This is a genomic window from Streptomyces monashensis (assembly GCF_001866665.1).
Lineage (GTDB): Bacteria > Actinomycetota > Actinomycetes > Streptomycetales > Streptomycetaceae > Streptomyces > Streptomyces monashensis.
The window spans coordinates 1-20,325 of sequence record NZ_MLYO01000003.1 but is presented as its reverse complement, the minus strand read 5'-3'; the positions used below and the strand labels follow the sequence as shown (position 1 = coordinate 20,325).

At 72.3% G+C, this 20,325-nt stretch carries 19 protein-coding genes; 3 read left to right on the top strand and 16 right to left on the bottom strand.

The genetic code is table 11. From position 1 onward, the window contains the following. Positions 1 to 121: 121 nt before the first annotated feature. Both BIV23_RS00125 and BIV23_RS00120 read left to right on the top strand, forming a co-directional pair. Positions 122 to 814 carry a DUF5995 family protein gene (locus tag BIV23_RS00125; protein WP_071378602.1) on the top strand — a complete coding sequence of 231 codons (693 nt, stop codon included), beginning with the start codon at positions 122 to 124 and terminating at the stop codon, positions 812 to 814. 199 nt (positions 815 to 1,013) lie between these two features. Further along, a complete protein-coding gene (locus BIV23_RS00120; RefSeq protein WP_071378601.1) occupies positions 1,014 to 1,943 on the top strand; it encodes an LLM class F420-dependent oxidoreductase in 930 nt (309 codons plus the stop codon). A gap of 43 nt (positions 1,944 to 1,986) precedes the next feature. On the opposite strand, the gene BIV23_RS00115 is transcribed toward BIV23_RS00120, so the two are convergent. The 11 genes from BIV23_RS00115 to BIV23_RS00065 form a co-directional block, all read right to left on the bottom strand. Continuing rightward, positions 1,987 to 3,684, bottom strand: coding sequence for a flavin monoamine oxidase family protein (locus BIV23_RS00115; RefSeq protein WP_071378600.1), 1,698 nt, complete (start codon positions 3,682 to 3,684; stop codon positions 1,987 to 1,989). Between the two features lie 83 nt (positions 3,685 to 3,767). Then, positions 3,768 to 4,556, bottom strand: coding sequence for a carbon-nitrogen hydrolase family protein (locus BIV23_RS00110; protein WP_071378599.1), 789 nt, complete (start codon positions 4,554 to 4,556; stop codon positions 3,768 to 3,770). Positions 4,557 to 4,790: 234 nt separating this feature from the next. After that, on the bottom strand, positions 4,791 to 5,432 hold the full coding sequence (locus BIV23_RS00105; protein WP_071378598.1) for a DUF4232 domain-containing protein: 642 nt from the start codon (positions 5,430 to 5,432) through the stop codon (positions 4,791 to 4,793). 146 nt (positions 5,433 to 5,578) lie between these two features. Continuing rightward, the gene (locus BIV23_RS00100) at positions 5,579 to 5,959 is read right to left on the bottom strand and encodes a DUF742 domain-containing protein (protein WP_071378597.1); all 381 of its coding nucleotides are present in this window, start codon (positions 5,957 to 5,959) and stop codon (positions 5,579 to 5,581) included. Positions 5,960 to 5,966: 7 nt separating this feature from the next. Continuing rightward, complete coding sequence (locus tag BIV23_RS00095; RefSeq protein ID WP_071378596.1) at positions 5,967 to 6,419, bottom strand: roadblock/LC7 domain-containing protein; 453 nt, start codon at positions 6,417 to 6,419, stop codon at positions 5,967 to 5,969. Continuing rightward, on the bottom strand, positions 6,409 to 8,979 hold the full coding sequence (locus BIV23_RS00090; protein WP_071378595.1) for a sensor histidine kinase: 2,571 nt from the start codon (positions 8,977 to 8,979) through the stop codon (positions 6,409 to 6,411). Before BIV23_RS00090 ends, BIV23_RS00095 begins: the two co-directional genes overlap by 11 nt. Before the next feature lie 94 nt (positions 8,980 to 9,073). Beyond that, positions 9,074 to 10,540: an HAD-IA family hydrolase gene (locus BIV23_RS00085; RefSeq protein ID WP_071378594.1), complete on the bottom strand. Its 1,467-nt coding sequence runs from the start codon at positions 10,538 to 10,540 to the stop codon at positions 9,074 to 9,076. A 14-nt stretch (positions 10,541 to 10,554) separates the two neighbouring features. Next, the gene (locus BIV23_RS00080; protein WP_071378593.1) at positions 10,555 to 11,637 is read right to left on the bottom strand and encodes an ABC transporter ATP-binding protein; all 1,083 of its coding nucleotides are present in this window, start codon (positions 11,635 to 11,637) and stop codon (positions 10,555 to 10,557) included. Positions 11,638 to 11,645: 8 nt separating this feature from the next. Next, positions 11,646 to 12,467, bottom strand: a complete 822-nt coding sequence (locus BIV23_RS00075) for an ABC transporter permease (RefSeq protein ID WP_071378592.1) — start codon at positions 12,465 to 12,467, stop codon at positions 11,646 to 11,648. Beyond that, entirely contained in the window at positions 12,452 to 13,333 is an 882-nt protein-coding gene (locus tag BIV23_RS00070) for an ABC transporter permease (protein WP_071378591.1), read from the bottom strand. Before BIV23_RS00070 ends, BIV23_RS00075 begins: the two co-directional genes overlap by 16 nt. Continuing rightward, the gene (locus BIV23_RS00065) at positions 13,330 to 14,490 is read right to left on the bottom strand and encodes an ABC transporter substrate-binding protein (RefSeq protein ID WP_071378590.1); all 1,161 of its coding nucleotides are present in this window, start codon (positions 14,488 to 14,490) and stop codon (positions 13,330 to 13,332) included. The genes BIV23_RS00070 and BIV23_RS00065 overlap by 4 nt, the downstream gene beginning before the upstream one ends. A 205-nt stretch (positions 14,491 to 14,695) precedes the next feature. Here BIV23_RS00065 and BIV23_RS00060 point away from each other — a divergent pair, with 205 nt between their 5' ends. Continuing rightward, entirely contained in the window at positions 14,696 to 15,436 is a 741-nt protein-coding gene (locus BIV23_RS00060) for a GntR family transcriptional regulator (RefSeq protein ID WP_071378589.1), read from the top strand. Between the two features lie 101 nt (positions 15,437 to 15,537). Here BIV23_RS00060 and BIV23_RS00055 read toward each other — a convergent pair whose 3' ends face one another. From BIV23_RS00055 to BIV23_RS00035, 5 genes are all read right to left on the bottom strand, one after another. Beyond that, on the bottom strand, positions 15,538 to 15,990 hold the full coding sequence (locus BIV23_RS00055) for an Lrp/AsnC family transcriptional regulator (protein WP_067129751.1): 453 nt from the start codon (positions 15,988 to 15,990) through the stop codon (positions 15,538 to 15,540). A 27-nt stretch (positions 15,991 to 16,017) separates the two neighbouring features. Beyond that, the gene (locus BIV23_RS00050) at positions 16,018 to 17,505 is read right to left on the bottom strand and encodes an amino acid permease (protein ID WP_071378588.1); all 1,488 of its coding nucleotides are present in this window, start codon (positions 17,503 to 17,505) and stop codon (positions 16,018 to 16,020) included. 329 nt (positions 17,506 to 17,834) lie between these two features. Then, positions 17,835 to 19,277, bottom strand: a complete 1,443-nt coding sequence (locus BIV23_RS00045; RefSeq protein ID WP_071378609.1) for a GuaB1 family IMP dehydrogenase-related protein — start codon at positions 19,275 to 19,277, stop codon at positions 17,835 to 17,837. Positions 19,278 to 19,409: 132 nt separating this feature from the next. After that, positions 19,410 to 19,736 (bottom strand): barstar family protein, encoded by a 327-nt coding sequence (locus BIV23_RS00040; RefSeq protein WP_071378587.1) that lies wholly within the window; start codon positions 19,734 to 19,736, stop codon positions 19,410 to 19,412. Continuing rightward, positions 19,733 to 20,206 (bottom strand): guanyl-specific ribonuclease, encoded by a 474-nt coding sequence (locus BIV23_RS00035; RefSeq protein WP_071378586.1) that lies wholly within the window; start codon positions 20,204 to 20,206, stop codon positions 19,733 to 19,735. Before BIV23_RS00035 ends, BIV23_RS00040 begins: the two co-directional genes overlap by 4 nt. Between the last annotated feature and the right edge of the window lie 119 nt (positions 20,207 to 20,325).

Genomic DNA, 20,325 nt, shown 5'->3' with positions numbered 1-20,325 from the left:
GTGGGCCTGACACCGTGCCGTTCCCCCTCCCGGCCGCACCCGTGGTGCTCCGTTCCCCCGTTCCGGCGAAGCACCGGGCCGGTCGGCTCGCCGCCCGGCCCAGGGCTGGGACCCTTCCCCCATGGCGCAGTTGGAACACTTCACCACTCCCGTCGACACGGTGATCGCCCGGATGCGCGCGATCGACGCGGCCCTGCCCGAGCGCGACGGGGTCGCCGTGTTCAACCGCGTCTACCTCACCGTCACCGAGGAGGTCGACCGGCGCCTGGACGCCGGGGAGTTCCCGGACCCGCGGGCGGCGATCGCGCTGGACGTGCGGTTCGCGCGGCGCTATCTGGCGGCCGTCGACGCGGCGTCGGCGGGCCGTCGCCCGCCCGCGTGCTGGCGCCCGCTGTTCCAGCTCCGCGGCCATCCCGGGGTACGGCCGCTGCAGTTCGCCCTGGCGGGCATCAACGCGCACATCGGGCACGACCTGGCGCTCGCCGTGGTGGACGCCTGTCGTCCGCTCGCGTGCGAACCGGCCGATCTGGAGGACGAGTTCGACCGCGTGGGCGAGCTCCTCGTATCGCTGGAGGAGCGGGTGCGCGAGGATCTGATGCCGGGCCCCGATCTGCTCCAGATCGCCGATCCGCTCACCCATCTGCTGGGCTCCTGGAGTCTGGAGCGGGCCCGGGACGCGGCCTGGGTGGCGGCGCGGGCCCTGTGGGCGCTGCGCCACTGCGGCGACGTCGCCGACGAGTTCACCGAACGGCTCGACGCGGCCGTGGGGTTCGCGGGCCGGATGCTGCTCACCCCGCTCCCCGAGCTGATCTGATCCCCGCGCCGATCCGGTCGCCGGCTGTCCGCCGTCGACCCCCGGTCCCCGACCCCCGACTGCCGACTGCCGACTGCCGACTGCCGACTGCACGAGGCAACTGGCTGGATCCAGACCCTCGCGCGAGCCGCCGTGGAACAGCCGGGTCCGCTCCGTACGTTGTCGTCCGGCGTCCCGTCATCCGTCGTAAGGAGCGGTCATGGCAGCACGGCTCGGTCTCGGTCTTCCCCAGATGCGGCAGTACTCCCTCGGCTCGGACGTGCCCGACGTGGCCCGCGCCGCGGAGCGGCTCGGGTACGAGAGCCTGTGGGTCTTCGAGCGGGCCCTGTTCCCCGAGCCCGCCAGTCAGGGGCTGTACGGCATGGACGGCGTGCCCTGGCCGGACGAGTACCGCAACGTGGCGGACCCGCTGGTCACCCTCACCCTGGCCGCGGCGGCCACCGAGCGGGCGGAGCTGGGCTCCAGCGTCCTGGTGGCGCCGCTGCACGTGCCGTTCCAGCTCGCCAAGGCCCTCGCCTCGCTGGACGTGGCGAGCGGCGGCCGGGTGCTCGCCGGCCTCGGCACCGGCTGGTCCCTCGACGAGTACGCGGCCTCCTCCGTGCGGCCCTTCGCGGAGCGCGGCAAGGTGCTGGACGAGATCATCGAGGTGAGCCGGGCGGTGTGGGGCCCGGATCCGGTCGTCTACGACGGCTCCCTCACGAAGATCGCGTCCGCCGTGGTCGGGCCCAAGCCCGTGCGCCCGATTCCGATCCTGCTGGCCGCGAGCAACCGGCGGGCCTTCCGGCGGCTGGTCGACCACGCCGACGGATGGCTCCCGGCGGGCTTCAGCACCGAGCAGGTCGGCGCCCAGTGGCGGCAGCTGCGGGAGCTGGCCGAGGAGCGGGGCCGCACGAAGCCGATCCGGGCGGTGCTGCGGGTGAACACCGCCCTGGAGGCGAAGCCCCACGACGGCGCCGACCGCAGGACCTTCCAGGGCAGCGTCGACCAGATCGTGGCGGACCTCGTGTCGTTCACCGAGATGGGCATCGACGAGTTCCTGATCGACGTGCAGAGCGGCGCGCGGGACGCGGAGGAGCTGAAGGACGTCGCCGCCGAGATCTTCGAAAAGGCGCGGGCGGCCGGAGTCTGAGGCCGGCCGCCCGCGCCCTGGTCACCGCTCCCGCCGGACCTGGTCAGTCCTCGGGAAGCTCCACCGGGGCGATCTCGTCGTAGACGTCGCCCGGGCCGGGGTTCGCCGCGTCGGTCGTGCCGCCGAAGTGGTGCATGACGCCCCAGACCGCGTTCAGCGCGGTCTGGACGGCGCCCTCGGCCCAGCCGGCCGTCCAGGAGATGTCGTCGCCGGCGAGGAAGATGCCCCGCTTGTCCGCGGGCAGCCGGTCCTGCATGAAGTGCGTGAACAGGCGCCGCTGGTAACGGTAGTGACCGGGCAGGTTGGCCTTGAACGCGCCCATGAAGTACGGCTCGTTCTCCCAGGAGACGGTCACCGGGTTGCCGATGATGTGCTTCCTGATGTCGACCTTCGGGTAGATCTCGCCGAGCGACTTCAGCATGACCTCCATCCGCTCGTTCGCGGACAGCGGCAGCCACTTCAGGCTGTCGTCGCACCAGGTGTAGGAGAGGCAGATGACGGCGGGCTTGTCGGGTCCGTCGTCCAGCAGGTACGTCCCGCGCGTCATACGGTCGGTGAGCGTCATCGACATGACGTCCCGGCCGGTGTCCTCGTCCTTGTCCAGCCAGAACGGCCGGTCGACCGGCACGAACAGCTTGCTGGACTCCATGTAGTGGGTGCGCTCGATGGCGGTCCAGTGGTCGATCGGGAAGAGCGAGTCGTCGCAGGCGATCTTGGACAGCAGCATCCAGGACTGGGCGGTGAAGACGGCCGCCTTGAAGGTGCGGATGTCGCCGTTCGCGTCCGTCACGGTGATCTGGTTGCCCGCGGTGCGGTGCAGCCGGGTCACGGCCGGGTGCGGCTCGCCGTGCGGGTGCAGGGACTTCAGCGAGGTGCCGTAGGGCCAGTGGACGATCTTCTCCGGCTCGCGCTCCCACAGGCGCAGCGGCAGCTGCTGGGAGCCGCCGACGATGCCGCGGTGGTGGTCGTCGGCCTCGGTGTAGACGACGCGCAGGATCTCCAGGATGGAGTTCGGGAAGTCGGTGTCCCAGCCGCCGGTGCCGAAGCCGACCTGGCCGAAGATCTCGCGGTGCCGGAAGGACTTGAACGCCTCGGAGTCGCAGAGGAAGCCGTAGAAGGTCTGGTTGTCGAGCTTCTCGACCAGCTTCGCCCAGATCTCGCGGATGCGCGGCACGTCCCGCTCGCGCATGGCGCGGTTCATGTCGGAGAAGTCGGCGCCGTCGTCGAGGCACTTGTTCCAGGCCTCGGCGACGTCCCGGTACACCTGGGGCAGGTCGTCGACGGTCTCGGCGTAGTGCGACTCGCCCTTGAGGTCGACGACGGTCGACGGCGTCGCCTCGGCGAGGGGGTTGGGGAACGGCCGGGTCTGGAGACCCACCAGGTCGATGTAGTGCTGCAGGGCGGTCGAGGACGGCGGGAAGCGCATCGCGCCCAGCTCGCAGTTGAGCGACGCGTCACAGCCGTCGAAGCCGACGGTGCGCAGCCGGCCGCCGATCTGGTCGGCCTCGTAGACGACGGGCTTGAGGCCCATCTTCATCAGCTCGTAGGCGGCCACGATGCCGGACAGCCCGCCGCCGATGACCGCGACCTCGGTGCCGTGCTCGGTCGCGGGTATCTGGCCGAGGCCCGCCGGGTGGGCGAGGAAGTCGTCGTAGGCGTACGGGAAGTCCGGGCCGAACATGGTGATCGGCGGCTGCTGCCCGTCGGTGTGCTCGACGGCGTTGGGCACCGTGGACGTCATGGGGTACGGACTCCTTGCGCGGAAGAACTCGGGGGCGAAGTTCAGAAGTTCGGGGAAAGTTCGGGGGAAGACTCGGCGGGATGTCAGATCAGGGACCCGTACAGACCGGGGCGGCGGTCCTCCAGGTACGGGTTGGCCTCACGGGAGGCGGCCAGGAAGGCCGGGTCGGCGTCGGCGAACACCAGCTCCTCGCCGCGGCCGGCCCGGGTACGGGCGACTCCGTCGGGACCGGCGAGGACGGACAGCCCGACGAACTCGAACTCCTCTTCCCGGCCGACCCGGTTGACGTACGCGACGTACATCTGGTTCTCCCAGGCGCGTACCGGCACGAGGGACTCGGCGACGAACTGGAAGGGGTGCATCTGCGCGGTCGGGACGACCAGGAGGTCGGTGCCGGCCAGGGCGTGGGCGCGGACGTTCTCCGGGAACTCGACGTCGTAGCAGATCATCAGGCCCACGGTCAGGCCGTTCAGCTCGGCCTGGACGACCGGCTGGTCGCCGGGCGTGAAGTGGTCCCGTTCGAAGCAGCCGAAGAGGTGGGTCTTGCGGTAGTTCGCGAGGCGGATGCCGTCGGCGGAGATCAGCTGGGCGGAGTTGTGGACGCATCCGCCGTCGCGCTCCGGGTAGCCGTAGGCGATCGCGATGCCGTGCCGGGTCGCGGTCTCGGCGATCGCGTCGGCGCTGTCGCCGTCGGCGGGCTCGGCGAGGCGGCCGATGTCGTCGCCGATCGCGTAGCCGGTCAGGAACATCTCCGGGGCAGCGAGCAGCGCGGCGCCCGCGGCGGCGGCCCGGCCCGCGGCGGCGTCGAGGACCTTCAGGTTCTCGACGGTCGAGCCGGGGCGGCCGGAGCTCTGGAGCAGGGCGGTGCGCATGCGTGATCCTCACCGGAGAGGGACTTTGGGGGCCACGAAGACGGTACGGTCGGCGCGCTCGGCCGGACAAGAAGAAGCCGTTGCGCGCCTGTGCGCGGTTCGTTGCGTGCACAGGGGGCGATACGGCGATTCGTTGCGCGCCCCGCACGACGGTGCCCCGTCCTCCTGGGGCGCAGGTGGCGGACGGGGCACGGGTGACGTCGGGGGACGCGGCGCGGCGGTTGCTCCCGGGTACTACTTCCCGGTGCCGACGGGGTCGACGGTGATCGCGCCGCCGCTGCCGTCCGTGACGGGGACGTTGACGCCGACCGGCAGGCTGTGGGAGTGGGTCTCGCCCGGCGGGGTGACGACGAGGGTGGTGAAGGTCTCGCCGGTGCCGCCGGAGTTGTTCGGCGGGTAGTGCAGCGTGAACCGGGTCTCCTCGCCGGGCTTGACGCGTACCGGCACGGGGGCGACCGAGCTGCGCCTGGCGCTGATGCTGCCGTCCTTGCTCTTCAGGTCGGCGCCCGGGAAGCCCTTGAGGGCGCAGGTGGCGGAGCCGGTGTTCTTCAGGTTCACGATCAGCTCGCCCTCGGCCATGCCGCCGGAGGTGCTGAACGCGAGCTGGGCGGTCTTGCAGGCGCCCGAGCCGCCGCCCGCGACCGCACCGCCGTTCGTACCGGCCTGGCCGGTGCCGGTGCCCGTACCGGTCCCCTTGCCGGTGGCCGCGCCGCTGCCGCCGGTGCTCTGCGTGCCGGAGTCCTGGGAGCCGGTGCTCTGGCTCGGGGCGGAGGAGTCGCTCTTTGCGGAGGAGCCGCTGTCACTTCCCGAGCAGGCGGTGAGCGACAGGCCCGCGACGGCGGCGACGACGAGCAGGGAGAGCTTCTGGACGCGCATGGTTCCCCTTCAGAGCGTTGTCCCCTCACGCAACGAGCGTGAGCGGCACTGGTCACGTGCCACCCGCTGAGACCGTCGCGGGTGCCTGGTCCGTTCCGCCCGCCACCCGCCTCGTACATGCCCGTTACAAGAGTTGCCGGACCGGCTCATATCTCACGCAACCGTGCCACGATCTCGCGCAGCAGTCCCGGGTCGGCGCCCGGACCGCCCGCCGGGGAGCGGCGGGGCGCGTCGATGCGGATCAGGCCCGCCTCGGCCAGGTCGCCGAGCAGGACCCGCAGCACGGTCAGGGGCAGGTCGGCGTCCGCGGCCAGCTCCACGACGGGGCGCCGACCACGCCGGACCAGGTCGAGCAGGGCGGCGCGGGCGTGGTCGATGTCCGGCCCCGGCCCCTCGGTCTCCACCGCGCTGACCTGGGACATCAGGTCGATGGCGTGCGCACCGGAGGGCCGGGTGCGGCCCCGGGTCACGGTGTAGGGGCGCACCAGCTGCCCGGTCTCGTCCTCGTACCAGTGCTCGTCGCTCACGGTGGGATCAGGAGCCCGTGCGGGCGGCCGTGTCCAGGTGACGGCCGAGACGGCGGACGAGCAGGGCCATCTCGTGGGCGAGCTGGCCGACGTCGGTGCGGGCCTCGCTGAGGACGGCGAGCCGGGTGCCGTGGCCGGCCGGGGTGATGAAGAGGTAGGCGTCGTCGAGCATCACCATGGTCTGGCGCACCGCGCCCGCGGCGAACCGCTCGCCCGCCGAGCGGGCGAGGCCGTGGAAGCCGGAGCAGATGGCGGCCAGGTGCTCGATGTCGCGCCGCCGCATGCCGTCGGAGCTGCTGAGCGGCAGTCCGTCGGCGGTGAGCAGCACGGCCTGCCGGACGTCGCCGGTGCGCGCCACGAGGTCGTCCAGCAGCCAGCCGAGATCCGTGCCGACCGCCGCGCCGGGCACGGCGGACCGCTCGGGCCCGTGTTCGTCACCGGGCTGTTCGTCACCGGTCATCGTCGGTCTCCGTCCCTTCGTGGGCGTCGGTGGTTGCTTCGCCTGCGTGGGGGGTGTCGCCTCCGGTGCCGGAGGCCGTCTCGTGGTGCGTGGGCAGACCCCTGCGGCCGCGGTCGAGCCCTCGCTGGAAGGCGCCGAAGATCGCCCGCATCTCGTCGGCGTCCACCTGGCGCTCGGGCGGGTCCGAAGGCGTCGGCGGGTCGTCCCGCAGCTCGGGGGCGAGGGAGGCCTGCCGGGTGCGGGTAGGGAGGGCGGGGACGGGGTCCTGGGCGGGCCGGGCCGGAGCGTGCGATGCGGCGGGAGGTTCGGCGGCGGACGGCTCCGGCGCCGGTGCCGGCCGCCCGGTGGCCGAGGGTCCGGTCCGCTTCCTGGTCGGCAGCGCGGGTACGTCGCCGTACCCGGAGGGCAGACCTCGTACGTTCCCGTCCCCGGAGGGCAGCCGCCGTACGTCGCCGTCGCCCTCCCCGGGGGGCAGTCCCCGCAGGGCCGGGCCCCTGGCGGGCAGCTCCTGCACGACCGCGTCGTCGGCCGACCGGCCGCGTGCCGCGGCGTTCCTGACCGGCAGTTCCCGTACCGCGCCCAGCGCTCCCGCGGTTCGCCCTCCGCCCGCCGGCACCGGCTCCTGCGCCACCACGGTGGGCTCCGCCGCGGTGACCTCCGCCAGCACCGCCGAAGGCAACCGCACCAGCGCCGTCGTCCCCCCGTAGGGCGAGTCCCGGAGGCTGACCTCGATGCCGTGGCGGGCGGCGAGGCGGCCGACGACGTAGAGGCCCAGCCGGTCGTGGCGGGTGGGGTCGAAGGCGTCGGGGGCGGTGAGGGTGGCGTACGCCCCGTCGCGGGCGTCGGCGTCGAGGCCGAGCCCGCGGTCGTCGATCTCCAGGACGAACCCGCTGCCGACCCGCCCGCTGCGCAGGGTGACCTGGGTGTGCGGCGGCGAGAACACCGTGGCGTTCTCCAGGAGTTCGGCGACGAGGTGGACGACGTCGGCGACGGCGTCCGCGGCCACGCCCACCTCGGGCATCGGCGGCACCACCACGCGCGCGTAGTCCTCGATCTCCCCGACCGCCGAGGCGACGACGTCGGCGAGCGGCACCGGCCGGCGCCAGCGGCGGCCGGGCGCGGCACCGGAGAGGATGATCAGGCTCTCCGCGTGCCGTCGCATGCGCGTGGTGAGGTGGTCGATGCGGAACAGCTCGCGCAGCACGTCCGGGTCCTCGGTGCGCCGCTCCAGCGTGTCGACGAGCTTGAGCTGCCGGTGCACGAGCGCCTGGTTGCGGCGCGCGATGGTGAGCAGCACCGCGAACTGCCCGCGCCGCAGCCCGGCCTGCTGGACGGCGGCCTCGACGGCGGCGAGCCGGGCGGCGTTGAAGGAGCGGCCGACCTGCCCGATCTCGTCGTCGTGGAGCGCGTCGGCGGCCAGCGGTGGCGCCGCCGCCCCCGCGTCCACGTCCTCCCCGGCGCTCAGCCTCCGCATGACGTCGGGAAGCTGGTCGCGGGTGAGGACGTCGGCCGCGTCCCGCAGGGTCTCCAGGCGCCGCGAGATGCGCCGGGCGCCGCGCACCGCGAACCACAGCGACACCCCTGCGGCGGCCAGCCCGGCCCCGCCGACCACCGCCGCCTTGATCAGCTCCTGGTAGGCGAAGGAGCGCCCGCGCGCGGCGGAGTTCTCGGCGGAGCTGGTACACAGCTCCCGGTAGCGGACGACGGCCCGGTCGACGGTCGAACGCCAGGTGTCCGCGGCGACCGCCTTCCCGGCACCGGAGGCACCGGCCCGCAGCAGGGCGTCCTCGCCCCGGGTCAGCGAGCGGTACAGGTCGCCGCGCTGGAAGTCCTCGAACAGGCCGCGCGAGTCGGCGGGCAGGTCCGGTACGTACGTCCGCTCGAAGACGCGCCGGTCCTCGATGGTCGCGGTCAGCGTGTCGTACTGCCCGCCGGTCAGCGTGCCGGCCGCCCGCGCCCCGGCGACGAGCGCGTCCTCCCGGGAGACGAACTCCCGCACCCGCACCAGCTCGATGACGACCTGGGCCTCGCGGGCGAGCTGGCCGGCCTGGAGGGCGGTGAGGGTGGACTGCACGTCGAAGCCGGGCTCGACGAGCGCGCTGTACCGGGTGACGGCCTGGTCCCAGGTGATCTGCCGGTTCAGCACGCGCTCGCGCAGCGCCTCCAGCCGGCCGGTGGCCGCGACCACGGAGTCCAGGGCCTGGCGCTGACGTGCCGTGAGCCGGCTGCGGTCCCCGCCCTGGACCGCCCGCTTCATGGCCTCGACGGCCTGGTCGGTACGGCGCTGCTGGCCGAGCAACTGCCCGGCGGCGGCCGTGTCGAGGCGGCTGCCCAGGTAGGCGGCGGACATCCGGCGCTCGATCTGGAGCTGTCCGATCGCGGTGTCCACGGGGGTGCCGAAGTCGTCGTACACCCCCTGGACCCGGACCAGTGCGCGCAGTTCGCCGGTGACGGACCACATGGCGAAACTCCACAGCGCCATCAGCGCGACGGCCGGGGCGAGCGCGAGCGCCACGATCCGCGTGCGGACGGTGGTGGGGCGGCGGAGGGGCCAGCGCATGAGGTACCTGCCGGTGTTACCAGTCAGTAGAGAGCGCGGCAGACCCTACGGGATCGATCTCCGTGCCGCAATGGTGACCTGCGGTAACCCCGGGTCACCTCGGGGTCGGGGCAAAGGTCGTGACGACCGCCGCGTGGTCCGAGGGCCAGTCGTTGTCCGTCACGTCCGGCCAGGGGCGCGGGCTGCCGGTGACGAGGGTGCGCGCGTCCCGCACGGTCAGGCCCCGGTGCAGGACGTAGTCGATCCGGTCCTGCGGCTCGGGCCGCCCGCTGCCGTCCTCGTGCACGGCGTGGATCGGCGACCAGGTGTGCCCGGGCGCGGCGGCTGGGTCCGGGTGGGCCTCGCGGTAGGAGTCGGCGAAGCCCGCCTCCTCGGCCGCCTTCGTCACCGGCCAGGCCACGTGCGGCCAGTCCAGGTGCGAGGGGCAGTTGAAGTCGCCGACGAGGACGACCGGGACGCCGTCGGCGGACGACTCGGCGATCCGGCGCAGGGTGTCCCGCATCTGTGTGAGCCGGACCACCTCGTGGGCGATCAGCTCGGCCGCCGGCAGCCCGTCGAAGGCGGACTCGTAGGGCCCGTACGGCGTGTAGTGCAGATGCGCGGTCCACACGTCGACTTCGTGGCCGGGCGCGACGGCGATGCGGACACCGGCCGCGCCGTAGAAGCCGACGTCGGGGTCGCCGAGGCGGGCGGTGATCGGGTGACGGCTGAGGACGCCGAGGTTCTCGCCGGCCCGGTGGTGGTGCCAGCCGAGGGCCTCGGCCAGCTCCTGGGCGGCCGTACCGGCGGTCTCCTGGAGCCCGACGACGTCGGCGCCGCTCTCCAGGATGACCTTGAGCTGCTTGGCCCGGTGGTCGTCGACCATGATGCCGCCGAGCCACAGATTCCAGCTCATCACGCGCAGTTCGGGCGTCACCATCCGCCCGAGCTCCTCGACCGTGACCCCCGCGAGACTGTCCCGCACGGTCCGGCCGGGTGCCGCGCCGATCGGGGCGAGCGAGGGTACGGCGAGTACGGCGCAGCCGGCGGCCTCGGCGGAGGCGACCCCGGTCTCGGTGTCCTCCACGGCGACGCAGGCGGTGGGCTCGACCCCCAGCGCGCGGCAGGCGGCCAGGTACGGGTCCGGGGCGGGCTTGGTGCGGGGCGTGTCGTCGGCGGTGACGGAGGCCGCGAACCACCCGGATCCCAGTGCGTCGAGGACGACGTCGGCGACCGCGCGCGGGGACGCGGTGACCAGGGCGGTGGGGACGCCGACGGCGGCCAGCGCGGCCAGCAGGTCCAGGGCGCCGGGGCGGGGCACGATGCCGGTGCGGACGCGGTCGGCGAACTCGCGGTGCAGGTCGGCGGCGAGGTCCCCGGCGGACCGGCCGGTGACCGCGCCGAGCCAGTCGGCGGTGTGCTCGACGGGACGGCCGAGGACCTCGGGCTGGTCGGCCTCGGTCAGCGGCCGCCCGGCGACCTGCTCGACCGCCTCCCACCACAGCCGCTCGGTGTCGACGAGCGTGCCGTCCATGTCGAACAGGACTGCCTGCGGCGGGAGTTGGTGGGTGTGGGGGGTCACGTTCGGGTCAGTCCTCACTTCTGGATGCGTTCGGCCACCAGCACGGCCCGCTCGGGCAGCGACACGGTGACGGCGGCGCCCGCGCCGAGTCCGGCGGTGTCGTGGGCGGGCAGGTCGGCCTTGGCCTCGGTGCCGTCGGCGAGCCGTACGGTGACCCGGACGACCGCGCCGAGGAAGGCGGTGGCGACGACGCGGGCGGCGCCCAGCTCGTCGGCCGAGACGTGGAGGGCCTCGGGGCGCACCAGCACGTCCACCGGGCCGTCGGGCACGTCGCCGTTGCCGTCGGCGGGCAGCCGCCGGCCGAGCACCTGGACGGTGCCGTCGGCCAGCTCGCCCGGGATCCGGCTCATCGTGCCGACGAACTCGGCGACGAAGGCGGTGGCGGGGCGGCCGTACAACTCGGCGGGTTCGGCGCACTGTTCGAGGCGGCCGGCGCGCATCACGGCGACCCGGTCGGCGACCGACAGGGCCTCCTCCTGATCGTGCGTCACGAACAGTGTGGTGATGCCGAGTTCCTGCTGGAGCCGGCGGATCTCCTCGCGCAGGGTGAGCCGCACCTTGGCGTCGAGCGCGGACAGCGGCTCGTCCAGGAGCAGCACGCGCGGGCGCAGCGCGAGGGCGCGGGCCAGCGCGATGCGCTGCTGCTGGCCGCCGGAGAGCTGGTGCGGGTAGCGCTCGCCCTTGTCGCCGAGGCCGACCAGGTCCAGCAACTCGGCGGCGCGCGAGCGCCGTTCGCCCGTGCGGACACCGCGCATGCGCAGCCCGAAGGCGACGTTGTCGACGGCGTTCAGGTGCGGGAAGAGGCTGTACGACTGGAAGACCATCCCGGCGTCGCGGCGGTGGGCCGGGACATGGGTGACGTCCTCGCCGTCCACCAGCACGGCGCCGGAGTCGGGGTGTTCGAACCCGGCGAGCATGCGCAGCGCGGTGGTCTTGCCGCAGCCGGAGGGGCCGAGGAGGGCGAGGAACTCCCCCGGGCGGACGGTGAGGTCGAGTCCGTCGAGGGCGACGGTGGCCCCGAACTCCCTTCGCAGGGCACGGAATTCGACGGTCGCGGCCTTCTCGGCCGTGGCCTTCTCAAGGGTGGTGGCGGTCATGGTCGGTGTCATCCCCGGGAGTTCGCGGTTCGGTTGCGTCCGCCGCCAACGCCGGCGAGCGCGAGGAGCAGGGCCCAGGTGACGAGCAGGCTGAGCACGGAGACGGCGACGGACATCTGGGCCTGCGAGCCGCCGACGTTGTAGATCCACACGGCGAAGGGCTGGTAGCCGAGCAGCTGGGCGACGGTGAACTCGCCGAGCACCAGGGCCAGCGTGAGGAAGCCCGCGTTGAGCAGCGCGCCACGGATGTTGGGCAGCACGGCCCGGACGAGCGCCTGCGGCCAGGAGGCGCCGCAGCTGCGGGCGGCCTCGACCAGGGTGCGCACGTCGATGGCGCGCAGGCCCGCGTCCAGCGCCCGGTACACGAAGGGCAGCGCCATCACGACGTAGGCGAGGACGAGCACGACCGGGAAGCTCGGGTTCTGGATCGCGACGAACGTCTCGAACAGCGGGGTGCGCGACAACTGGTCGGGGCCCCACTTCAGCACGCTGACGATGCCCGCCACGAACGCGATCGGCGGCACCACCAGCGGCAGCGAGCAGACGATCTCCACCACCGGCCGCAGCCGGGGCGCGCCGAGCCGCAGGGCGACCATGGCGGGCACCATCAGCAGCAGCACGACGGCGATGGTGGCCAGGGCCAGCTCCAGCGAGAGCAGCAGGCTGGAGACGAAGCCGTCGGTGGAGAGGATCTTGGTGTAGGCGTCGAAGGAGATGCCCCGGCCGGGCTCGTCGACGGTGAAGACGACGGAGGCGCCGAGCGGCACCAGGAAGTACAGGGCGGCGAGGCCGAGGACGGCCCAGCGCCAGGGGGTCAGGCGTCGAGCCATCGGGCGCTCCGGCGTTGCAGGGGCAGGTACACGGCCATCACCAGACCGGCCACCAGGACCATGTCGAGGCTGAGGGCGAGCGCGATGTTCTCCTGGCCGACCAGCACGTTGCCGGACAGCGCGTCGGCGATCTGCAGGGTGACCAGCGGGACCGCGCTGCCGACCATGGCGGCGGCGGTGGCGTAGGCGGCGAAGGCGCTGCCGAAGAGCAGCACGAGTCCGCCGAGCAGCGAGGGCGCGAGGACGGGCAGGGCGACATGGCGCCAGTACTGCACGCCGGTCGCGCCGTTGTTCCGCGCGGCCTCCCGCCACTGGGCGCGCAGGCCGTCCAGCGCGGGGGTGATGGTGAGGACCATGAGCGGGATGAGGAAGTACAGGTAGACGAGGACCAGGCCCCAGAAGCTGTAGAGGTTCCAGCCGCTGTCCTTCAGGCCGAGGCGCACGGTCAGGACGCCCGCGTTGCCGAGGGTGGCGACGAAGGCGAAGGCCAGCGGGACGCCGCCGAAGTTGGCGAGCACACCGGAGGCGGTCAGCACGGCCTCGCGCAGCCAGCGGGAGCGGGAGCCGACCACGGCCTGGGCGAGCGGCAGCCCGAGCAGCGCGCCGAGCAGGGCGGCGAGGGCGGACAGCTTGACGCTGCCGAGCAGGGAGGTGAGGTACGGCCCCTGGAGCGAGTCCGTCAGGTTCGTCGTCCCGTAGTGCCCCCCGACCGTGAAGGCGCCGTCGAGGATGGCGAAGGCGGGCAGGCCGAAGGCGATGGCCGCGAAGACCAGCAGCGGTACGACGGCGAGCCAGCCGGGGGCGCGGCGCCGCCGCTTCGCCGAAGCGACGGGCGCCACGTCCGCACGCGGGAGAGCGGCGGTCATCCGGAGACGGCCTTCCCCCAGCCCTGAGCGATGACCGTCTTGGCCTTGCTCTGCTGGGTCTCGGTCGGGAAGGAGGGCGTGCCGCTGACCTTGGGCAGCCTGGCGGCGGCCGTCTTGTCGAGCGTGCCGGCCTTCTCCAGGGCGGCCATCAGGGCCGGGCGGGCGTAGCCCTTGAGCCACAGGTTCTGGCCCTCGGCGCTGTAGAGGTACTCCTGCCACAGGCGGGCGGCGGCCGGGTGCGGGGCGTCCTTGTTGACGGCCTGGGAGTAGTACTGGGCGTACTGGCCGTCGGTGGGGATGTTCACCTTCCAGTCCAGGCCCTTGGACTTGAACTCGTCGGCGTACCCGGCGTTGAGGTAGTCCCAGTCGATGGAGATGGGCGTCTCGCCCTTCTCGACGGTGGCCGGGGTGGACTCGACGGGCGTGTAGTTGCCGTTCTGCTTCAGCTTGGCGAAGAAGTCCAGGCCGGGCTGGATGTTGTCGAACGAGCCGCCGTTCGCGAGGGCGGCCGCGTAGACGCCGCCGAAGGCGGAGCCGGACTTGGTGGGGTTGCCGTTGAGGGCGACCTGGCCCTTGTACTCGGGCTTGAGCAGGTCCTTGAAGCTGGTCGGGCAGTCCTTGACGCGCTTGTCGTCGCAGCCGATGGAGATGTAGCCGCCGTAGTCGTTGTACCAGCGGGCCTGCGGGTCCTTCTGGGCCGCGGGGATGTCGGCGTAGGAGGCCACCTCGTACGGCGCGAGCAGTCCCTGCTGGGCGGCGCTCAGCGCGAACGACGAGCCCAGGTCGAGCACGTCGGGAGCGCGGTCCTGGCCCTTGCGGGAGGTGACGGCGTTGATCTCGTCCTGGCTGGTGCCGTCGGGGCTCTCGTCCTCGATCTTGATGCCGTACTTCTTCTGGAAGCCGTCGATGATCGCACCGTAGTCGGCCCAGTCGCGGGGCACCGCGATGATGTGCAGCGTGCCCTCCTTCTTGGCCGCCTTGACGAGGGCGTCCATACCGCCGAAGGCGGCGGCGGAGGTGGCGGTGGCGGCGTTCTTGCCGTCCTTGGTGGTGGTCGACGCGTTGTCGGGAGCGGCGCCGCAGGCGCTCAGGGCGAGCGCGGCGACGACGGCGAGGCAGCCGCCGAGGACGGCGTTTCTCGGCAGGGACACGGTCACGGTCTCTCCAGGGGGACACATGGCGAGGGTGGGAGAACTTGTCTGAACAAGTCGGCCCCAGTACGCCCGCCCCTGGTGTCTGTTCCGTTAACACCGGCCGAACACAAACCCGAGTTTCCCTGCACACTTACAGTTGACACGGATCACCCGGATACGTCGATTAGGCTGGTCACGCTGTGCACAGCGACCTATGCAGAGGGGAAGCATGACCGCGCGCCACGAGGAGATCGCCGACGAGCTGCGGCGGGCCATCGACCGCGAGGAGTACACCGTCGGCAGCCGGCTGCCCTCGGAGTCGGAGCTGGCCGCGCACTACGGCGTCTCGCGCGGCACGGTCCGCCAGGCCGTCGCGACCCTGACGTCCGAGGGGCTGATCGGCTCCCGCCAGGGCGCCCGCCGGGTGGTGCTGGCCAGCCGCCGCAGCCAGAGCTTCGAGGAGTTGCGCAGCTTCGCCCAGTGGGCCCGCGCGATGGGCCGCGAGGCCACCGGCCACGTCGTCGCCCAGCAGTACCGGCCCGCGTCCCAGGAGGACGCGGTACGCCTCCAACTCCCCATCGGCACACCGGTGTTGCACGTACTGCGGGTACGCGGCCTGGACGGCGAGCCGGTGCTCCTGGAACGCACGGTGTACGCCGACTGGATCTCCCCCGCGGTCGAGTCCATCGAACCGGACTGCCCGTCCGTCACCCAGCGCCTCTACGACGAGACGGGGCTCGTCTTCGCGTACGGCGAGCACATCATCGACGCGGTCGCCTGCGGCGCGCAGGACGCCGAGCTGCTCGGGGTCCGCCGGACGAGTCCGCTGCTGCGGGTGCGGCGCGTGACCACGACCCGCGAGGGGCGGCCGGTGGAGTGGTCGGACGACCGCTACCGCTCGGACGCGGTGAGCTTCAGCGTGCACAACTCGATCGGCAACAATGCGCTGGCACGGAAGACGGCGGAATAGGGCTCGGGGGGTCTTACCGGGTGCCGGGTGCGGGTGCGTCGTGGTTGCGTGCGCAGTTCCCCGCGCCCCGTGAAAGCGCTCGACTGCAACCGCGGGACCCCCTACCCCGGCGCCCCGGAAGAAAAGCGCCGCAGCAACGGCGACAGCACCAGCACCGACTTGGTCCGCTCGACGAACGGCTCTCCGGCGATGCGCTCCAGCACCCGCTCGAAGTGACGCATATCGGACGCGAAGACCTGGGCGATCGCGTCCGCGTCGCCGGTGACGGTCGACGCGGCCACGACCTCCTGGTACCGCTCCAGCCCCCGCTGGATGGTCTCCGGCGAGGTGTTGCGCCGGCAGTGGATCTCGATGTAGCCCTCGGTCTCCCAGCCGAGCGCCGCCGGGTCCACCCGGACGGTGAACCCGGTGATGGCTCCGGTGGCGCGCAGCCGGTCGACGCGCCGCTTGACGGCCGGGGCGGAGAGTCCGACCAGTTGCCCGATGTCCGCGTAGGAGCGGCGGGCGTCCTCGGCGAGGGCGTGCACGATGCGTTCGTCGAGATCGTTCAGCACAGGGGGTGGTTCACTTCTTCGGTTCGATCACTTCTCTGCCGCCGGCGCGAGTTCCTCACCGGTCGCGAGACGGGAACGGCGATAGCCGTATACGAAGTAGAACACGAGCCCGACGGCCATCCAGACACCGAACACGATCCAGGTGACCTCGGACAGGCTGCCCATCATCCAGATGCAGAAGAGGAAGCCCAGCGCGGGCAGCACCGGCGACAGCGGCACGCGGAAGGTGCGGTGCATGGCCGGGCGGGTCCGGCGCAGTACGACCACGGCGATGTTGACCAGCGCGAAGGCGAACAGCGTGCCGATGCTGGTGGCGTCCGCCAGCTGGCCCAGCGGGATCGCGGCGGCGAGGACGCCGCAGAACACGGACACGATGATCGTGTTGGCGCGCGGCGCGCCGGTCTTCGGGTGGACCTTGGCGAAGATCCCCGGCACCAGGCCGTCGCGGGCCATCGCGAACAGGATGCGGGTCTGGCCGTAGAGCACGGTCAGCACGACGCTGGCGATGGCGATGACCGCGCAGAACGCGAGCAGCGTGCCCCAGAAGCTCTGCCCGGTGACGTCGGTCATGATCTGCGCGAGCGCGGCCTCGGAGTCCTTGAACTTCTTCCAGGGCCAGGCACCGACTGCGACGGCCGCGACGAGGACGTACAGCGCGGTCACGATGACCAGCGACAGCATGATCGCGCGCGGCAGGTCGCGCTGCGCGTTCTTCGCCTCCTCGCCGGCGGTGGAGGCGGCGTCGAAGCCGATGTACGAGAAGAACAGCGTGGCACCGGCGGCGCTGACGCCCGCCATGCCGAGCGGCATGAAGTTGGCGTAGTTGCCGGACTTGAAGCCCATGAAGCCGATGGCGCAGAACAGGATCAGCGCGGCGATCTTCACGCTCACCATGACGGTGTTGGCCCGCGCGGACTCCTTGGCGCCGCCGAGCAGGAACACCATGCCGAGCAGGACGACGATCAGGGCGGGCAGGTTGAAGATGCCGCCCTGGCCGGGCGGCGCCGACAGGGCGTCCGGGAGGGTGACGCCTATGGTGCCGTCCAGCAGCTCGTTCAGGTACTGGCCCCAGCCGACGGCCACGGCGGCCACCGAGACGCCGTACTCCAGGAGCAGGCACCAGCCGCAGACCCAGGCGATCAGTTCGCCCATGGTTGCGTATGCGTACGAGTACGAGGAACCGGAGACCGGGATGGTGCCCGCCAGCTCGGCGTAGGACAGGGCCGAGAACAGCGCGGTGAGACCGGCGATCACGAAGGAGAGCGTGACGGCCGGGCCCGCCTTGGGGACGGCCTCGCCGAGGACGACGAAGATCCCGGTGCCGAGCGTGGCACCGATGCTGATCATGGTCAGCTGCCACAGCCCGAGGGAGCGCCGAAGCTGCCCTCCCTCACCCTGACCGCCCTCCGCGACCAGGCGTTCCACGGGCTTGCGCCGCATGAGGCGCGCGGCGACGCCCGGGGACGCGGGGACGGTCGCTGGGCGGGCGTGCGGGGGTGCGCCTTGGTCGAGCACGCGTTGGCTCCTTATCGCTGCCGGTCATTGCGGGACGGGGACCGGGGGCAGCCCTGCCAGGGCAGGAACCCACCGAGCGGGGTCCCCGCCACGCCACGTACAGACGAGCACCCTATGAGGCACGCCTTCACGGACGTAATGCAGCAACCTTGCGCGTCCCCGCATGATCATTGCGTTCATCCGTCCAGAACGCCAATTCGTTGCACACGGACCGCCGAGCGTTGCACGACCGTCCCGCAGGTCCGCTGTGCGACGTCCTGAACACGCCGACGGCCCCCGTCGATCCCGGGCTCGGGTTCAACGGGGGCCGCGCGGAAGGGACTTGAGGGTCAGCTCCAGCTGGCGTGCAGCGGCTTGCCCTCGGCGTAGCCGGCGGCGCTCTGGATGCCGACGATGGCCTTCTCGGCGAACTCCTCCAGGGAGCCCGCACCGGCGTAGGTGCACGACGAGCGGACGCCCGCGATGATCGAGTCGATCAGGTCCTCGACGCCCGGGCGGGCCGGGTCGAGGAACATGCGGGAGGTGGAGATGCCCTCCTCGAACAGCGCCTTGCGGGCGCGGTCGTAGGACGACTCCTCCGACGTGCGGTTGGCCACCGCACGCGCGGACGCCATGCCGAAGGACTCCTTGTAGGCGCGCCCGTTGGCGTCGTGCTGCAGGTCGCCCGGGGACTCGTAGGTGCCGGCGAACCAGGAGCCGACCATCACGTTGGACGCGCCGGCCGCGAGGGCCATGGCGACGTCGCGAGGGTGGCGGACACCGCCGTCGGCCCACACGTGCTTGCCGTACTTCTTCGCCTCGGCGGCGCACTCCAGGACCGCGGAGAACTGCGGCCGGCCCACGCCGGTCATCATCCGGGTGGTGCACATGGCGCCGGGGCCCACACCGACCTTGATGATGTCCGCGCCCGCGTCGACCAGGTCCTTGACGCCCTCGGCGGAGACGATGTTGCCCGCGGCGATGGGCACCTGGGGGTCGAGCGCGCGCACCAGCTTGATGGCGCTGATCATCGATTCCTGGTGGCCGTGCGCGGTGTCGATGACGAGGGTGTCCACGCCCGCGTCGAGCAGCTGCTTGGCCTTGCCTGCGACATCGCCGTTGATGCCGACGGCGGCGGCGATGCGCAGCTTGCCGTTCGCGTCCACGGCCGGCGTGTACAGCGTGGCGCGCAGGGCGCCCTTGCGGGTGAGGATGCCGGCCAGCTTGCCGTCCTTGTCGACGGCCGGGGCGTAGCGCCGGTTGTGCTGGTCGAGGGTGTTGAAGGCCTCGCGCGGGTCGATGTCCGCGTCGAGGAGGAGCAGGTCCCTGGACATGACCACTTCGAGCTGCGTGAAGCGGTCGACACCGGTCAGGTCCGCGTCGGTGACGACACCGACCGGACGGTGGTCCTCGTCCACGACGACACCGGCGTTGTGGGCGCGCTTCGGCAGCAGCGCGAGCGCGTCGGCGACGGTCTGGTGCGGGGCAAGCACGATCGGGGTGTCGAGCACCAGGTGGCGGCTCTTGACCCAGGAGACGACGTCGGTGACGACGTCGATCGGGATGTCCTGCGGGATGACCACCAGGCCACCGCGGCGGGCCATGGTCTCGGCCATACGGCGGCCGGCGATGGCGGTCATGTTGGCGACGACGAGCGGGATGGTGGTGCCCGTGCCGTCCGGCGAGCTGAGGTCCACGCCCTGACGCGAACCGACCGCGGAGCGGCTCGGCACCATGAACACGTCGTCGTACGTCAGGTCGTACGGGGGCTGGATGTCATTGAGGAAACGCACGTGCCGCACATCCCAGTCGATCAGAGGTGACCCCCCGACAGGTGTGCCAGGGGGAAAGAGCACGTACTTCATTGTCCCATGTCGGGGGCCGAGTCGTGCCCCGACAGAACATCCAGGCCCACCGTGGATCAGCTAGGAGGATCCTCCAAGGGCGAGGGCCACGGTGAGCGTCGGCATCACGCGCATCGCCTGCGAGAACACCTCCTGGGCGGTCTCCCACTCCTCGGGCCGCGCCTTCGCGTAGCCCTGCCAGTCCGTGACCACGACGAGGAGACCGTTCTTGGCCTCCTGCGGCCATACGGACAGGTCGGACAGGGAGTCCGCCAGCGCGTCCCAGTTGCGGCCGAACCAGTCGGGCAGGGTCAGGGCCCGGGCGGCGCGGTCCATCAGACCGGCCTTGTCGGTGACGCCGTCGAGGTCCAGGGTGACGACGAGCCGCCCTGCCAGGTCTTCGCTCATCTCAGCACCGCCCGGAACGAGTTGTAGTGATCATCGGTGTAGTAGATCTCCCCGGCCTTGCCGGTGATGATGCGCCGGGCACCGCGATCGCGCGAGCCGGGCGTCTTGACGGTGTACTCGTGGTAGTAGCCGCGCTGGTGCCCCGGCAGGCGCCGCTCGACGTTCCCGAAGACGATGCCGTCCCGGGCGTAGGGGTAGGGCCCGCCCTTGTCGATGAGGGCGAGGGTCCGCCGGGCCTCGGCGGGCAGCGCGGACGCCTGGACGGTGGCCATGCCCCTGGCCCAGCCGGGGGTGGCCGGGGCGGCAGGGGCGTGCGAGGCGGGTCCGGCGGCCTTGCCGGTGGCGGTGCCGGTGCTCGTGTGGTGCGACGAGCAGCCCGTCAGCAGGACGGCGAGGACGACGAGCAGCCCCGCGAACAGGCGGGGCACCGCCCGTCTTCGGGACGGTGGGGGGACGAACCGCAGCAACATGCGGACGATGCTGCCACGGCCGTCCCACGGCCACGAACTCCGCGCCCGGCGACCGGAGTCGGCGTGTCCGCCGGGTCTCCCCGGCCCGGTGCAGGGGCCCGGTGCGGGGGGGGGGGGGG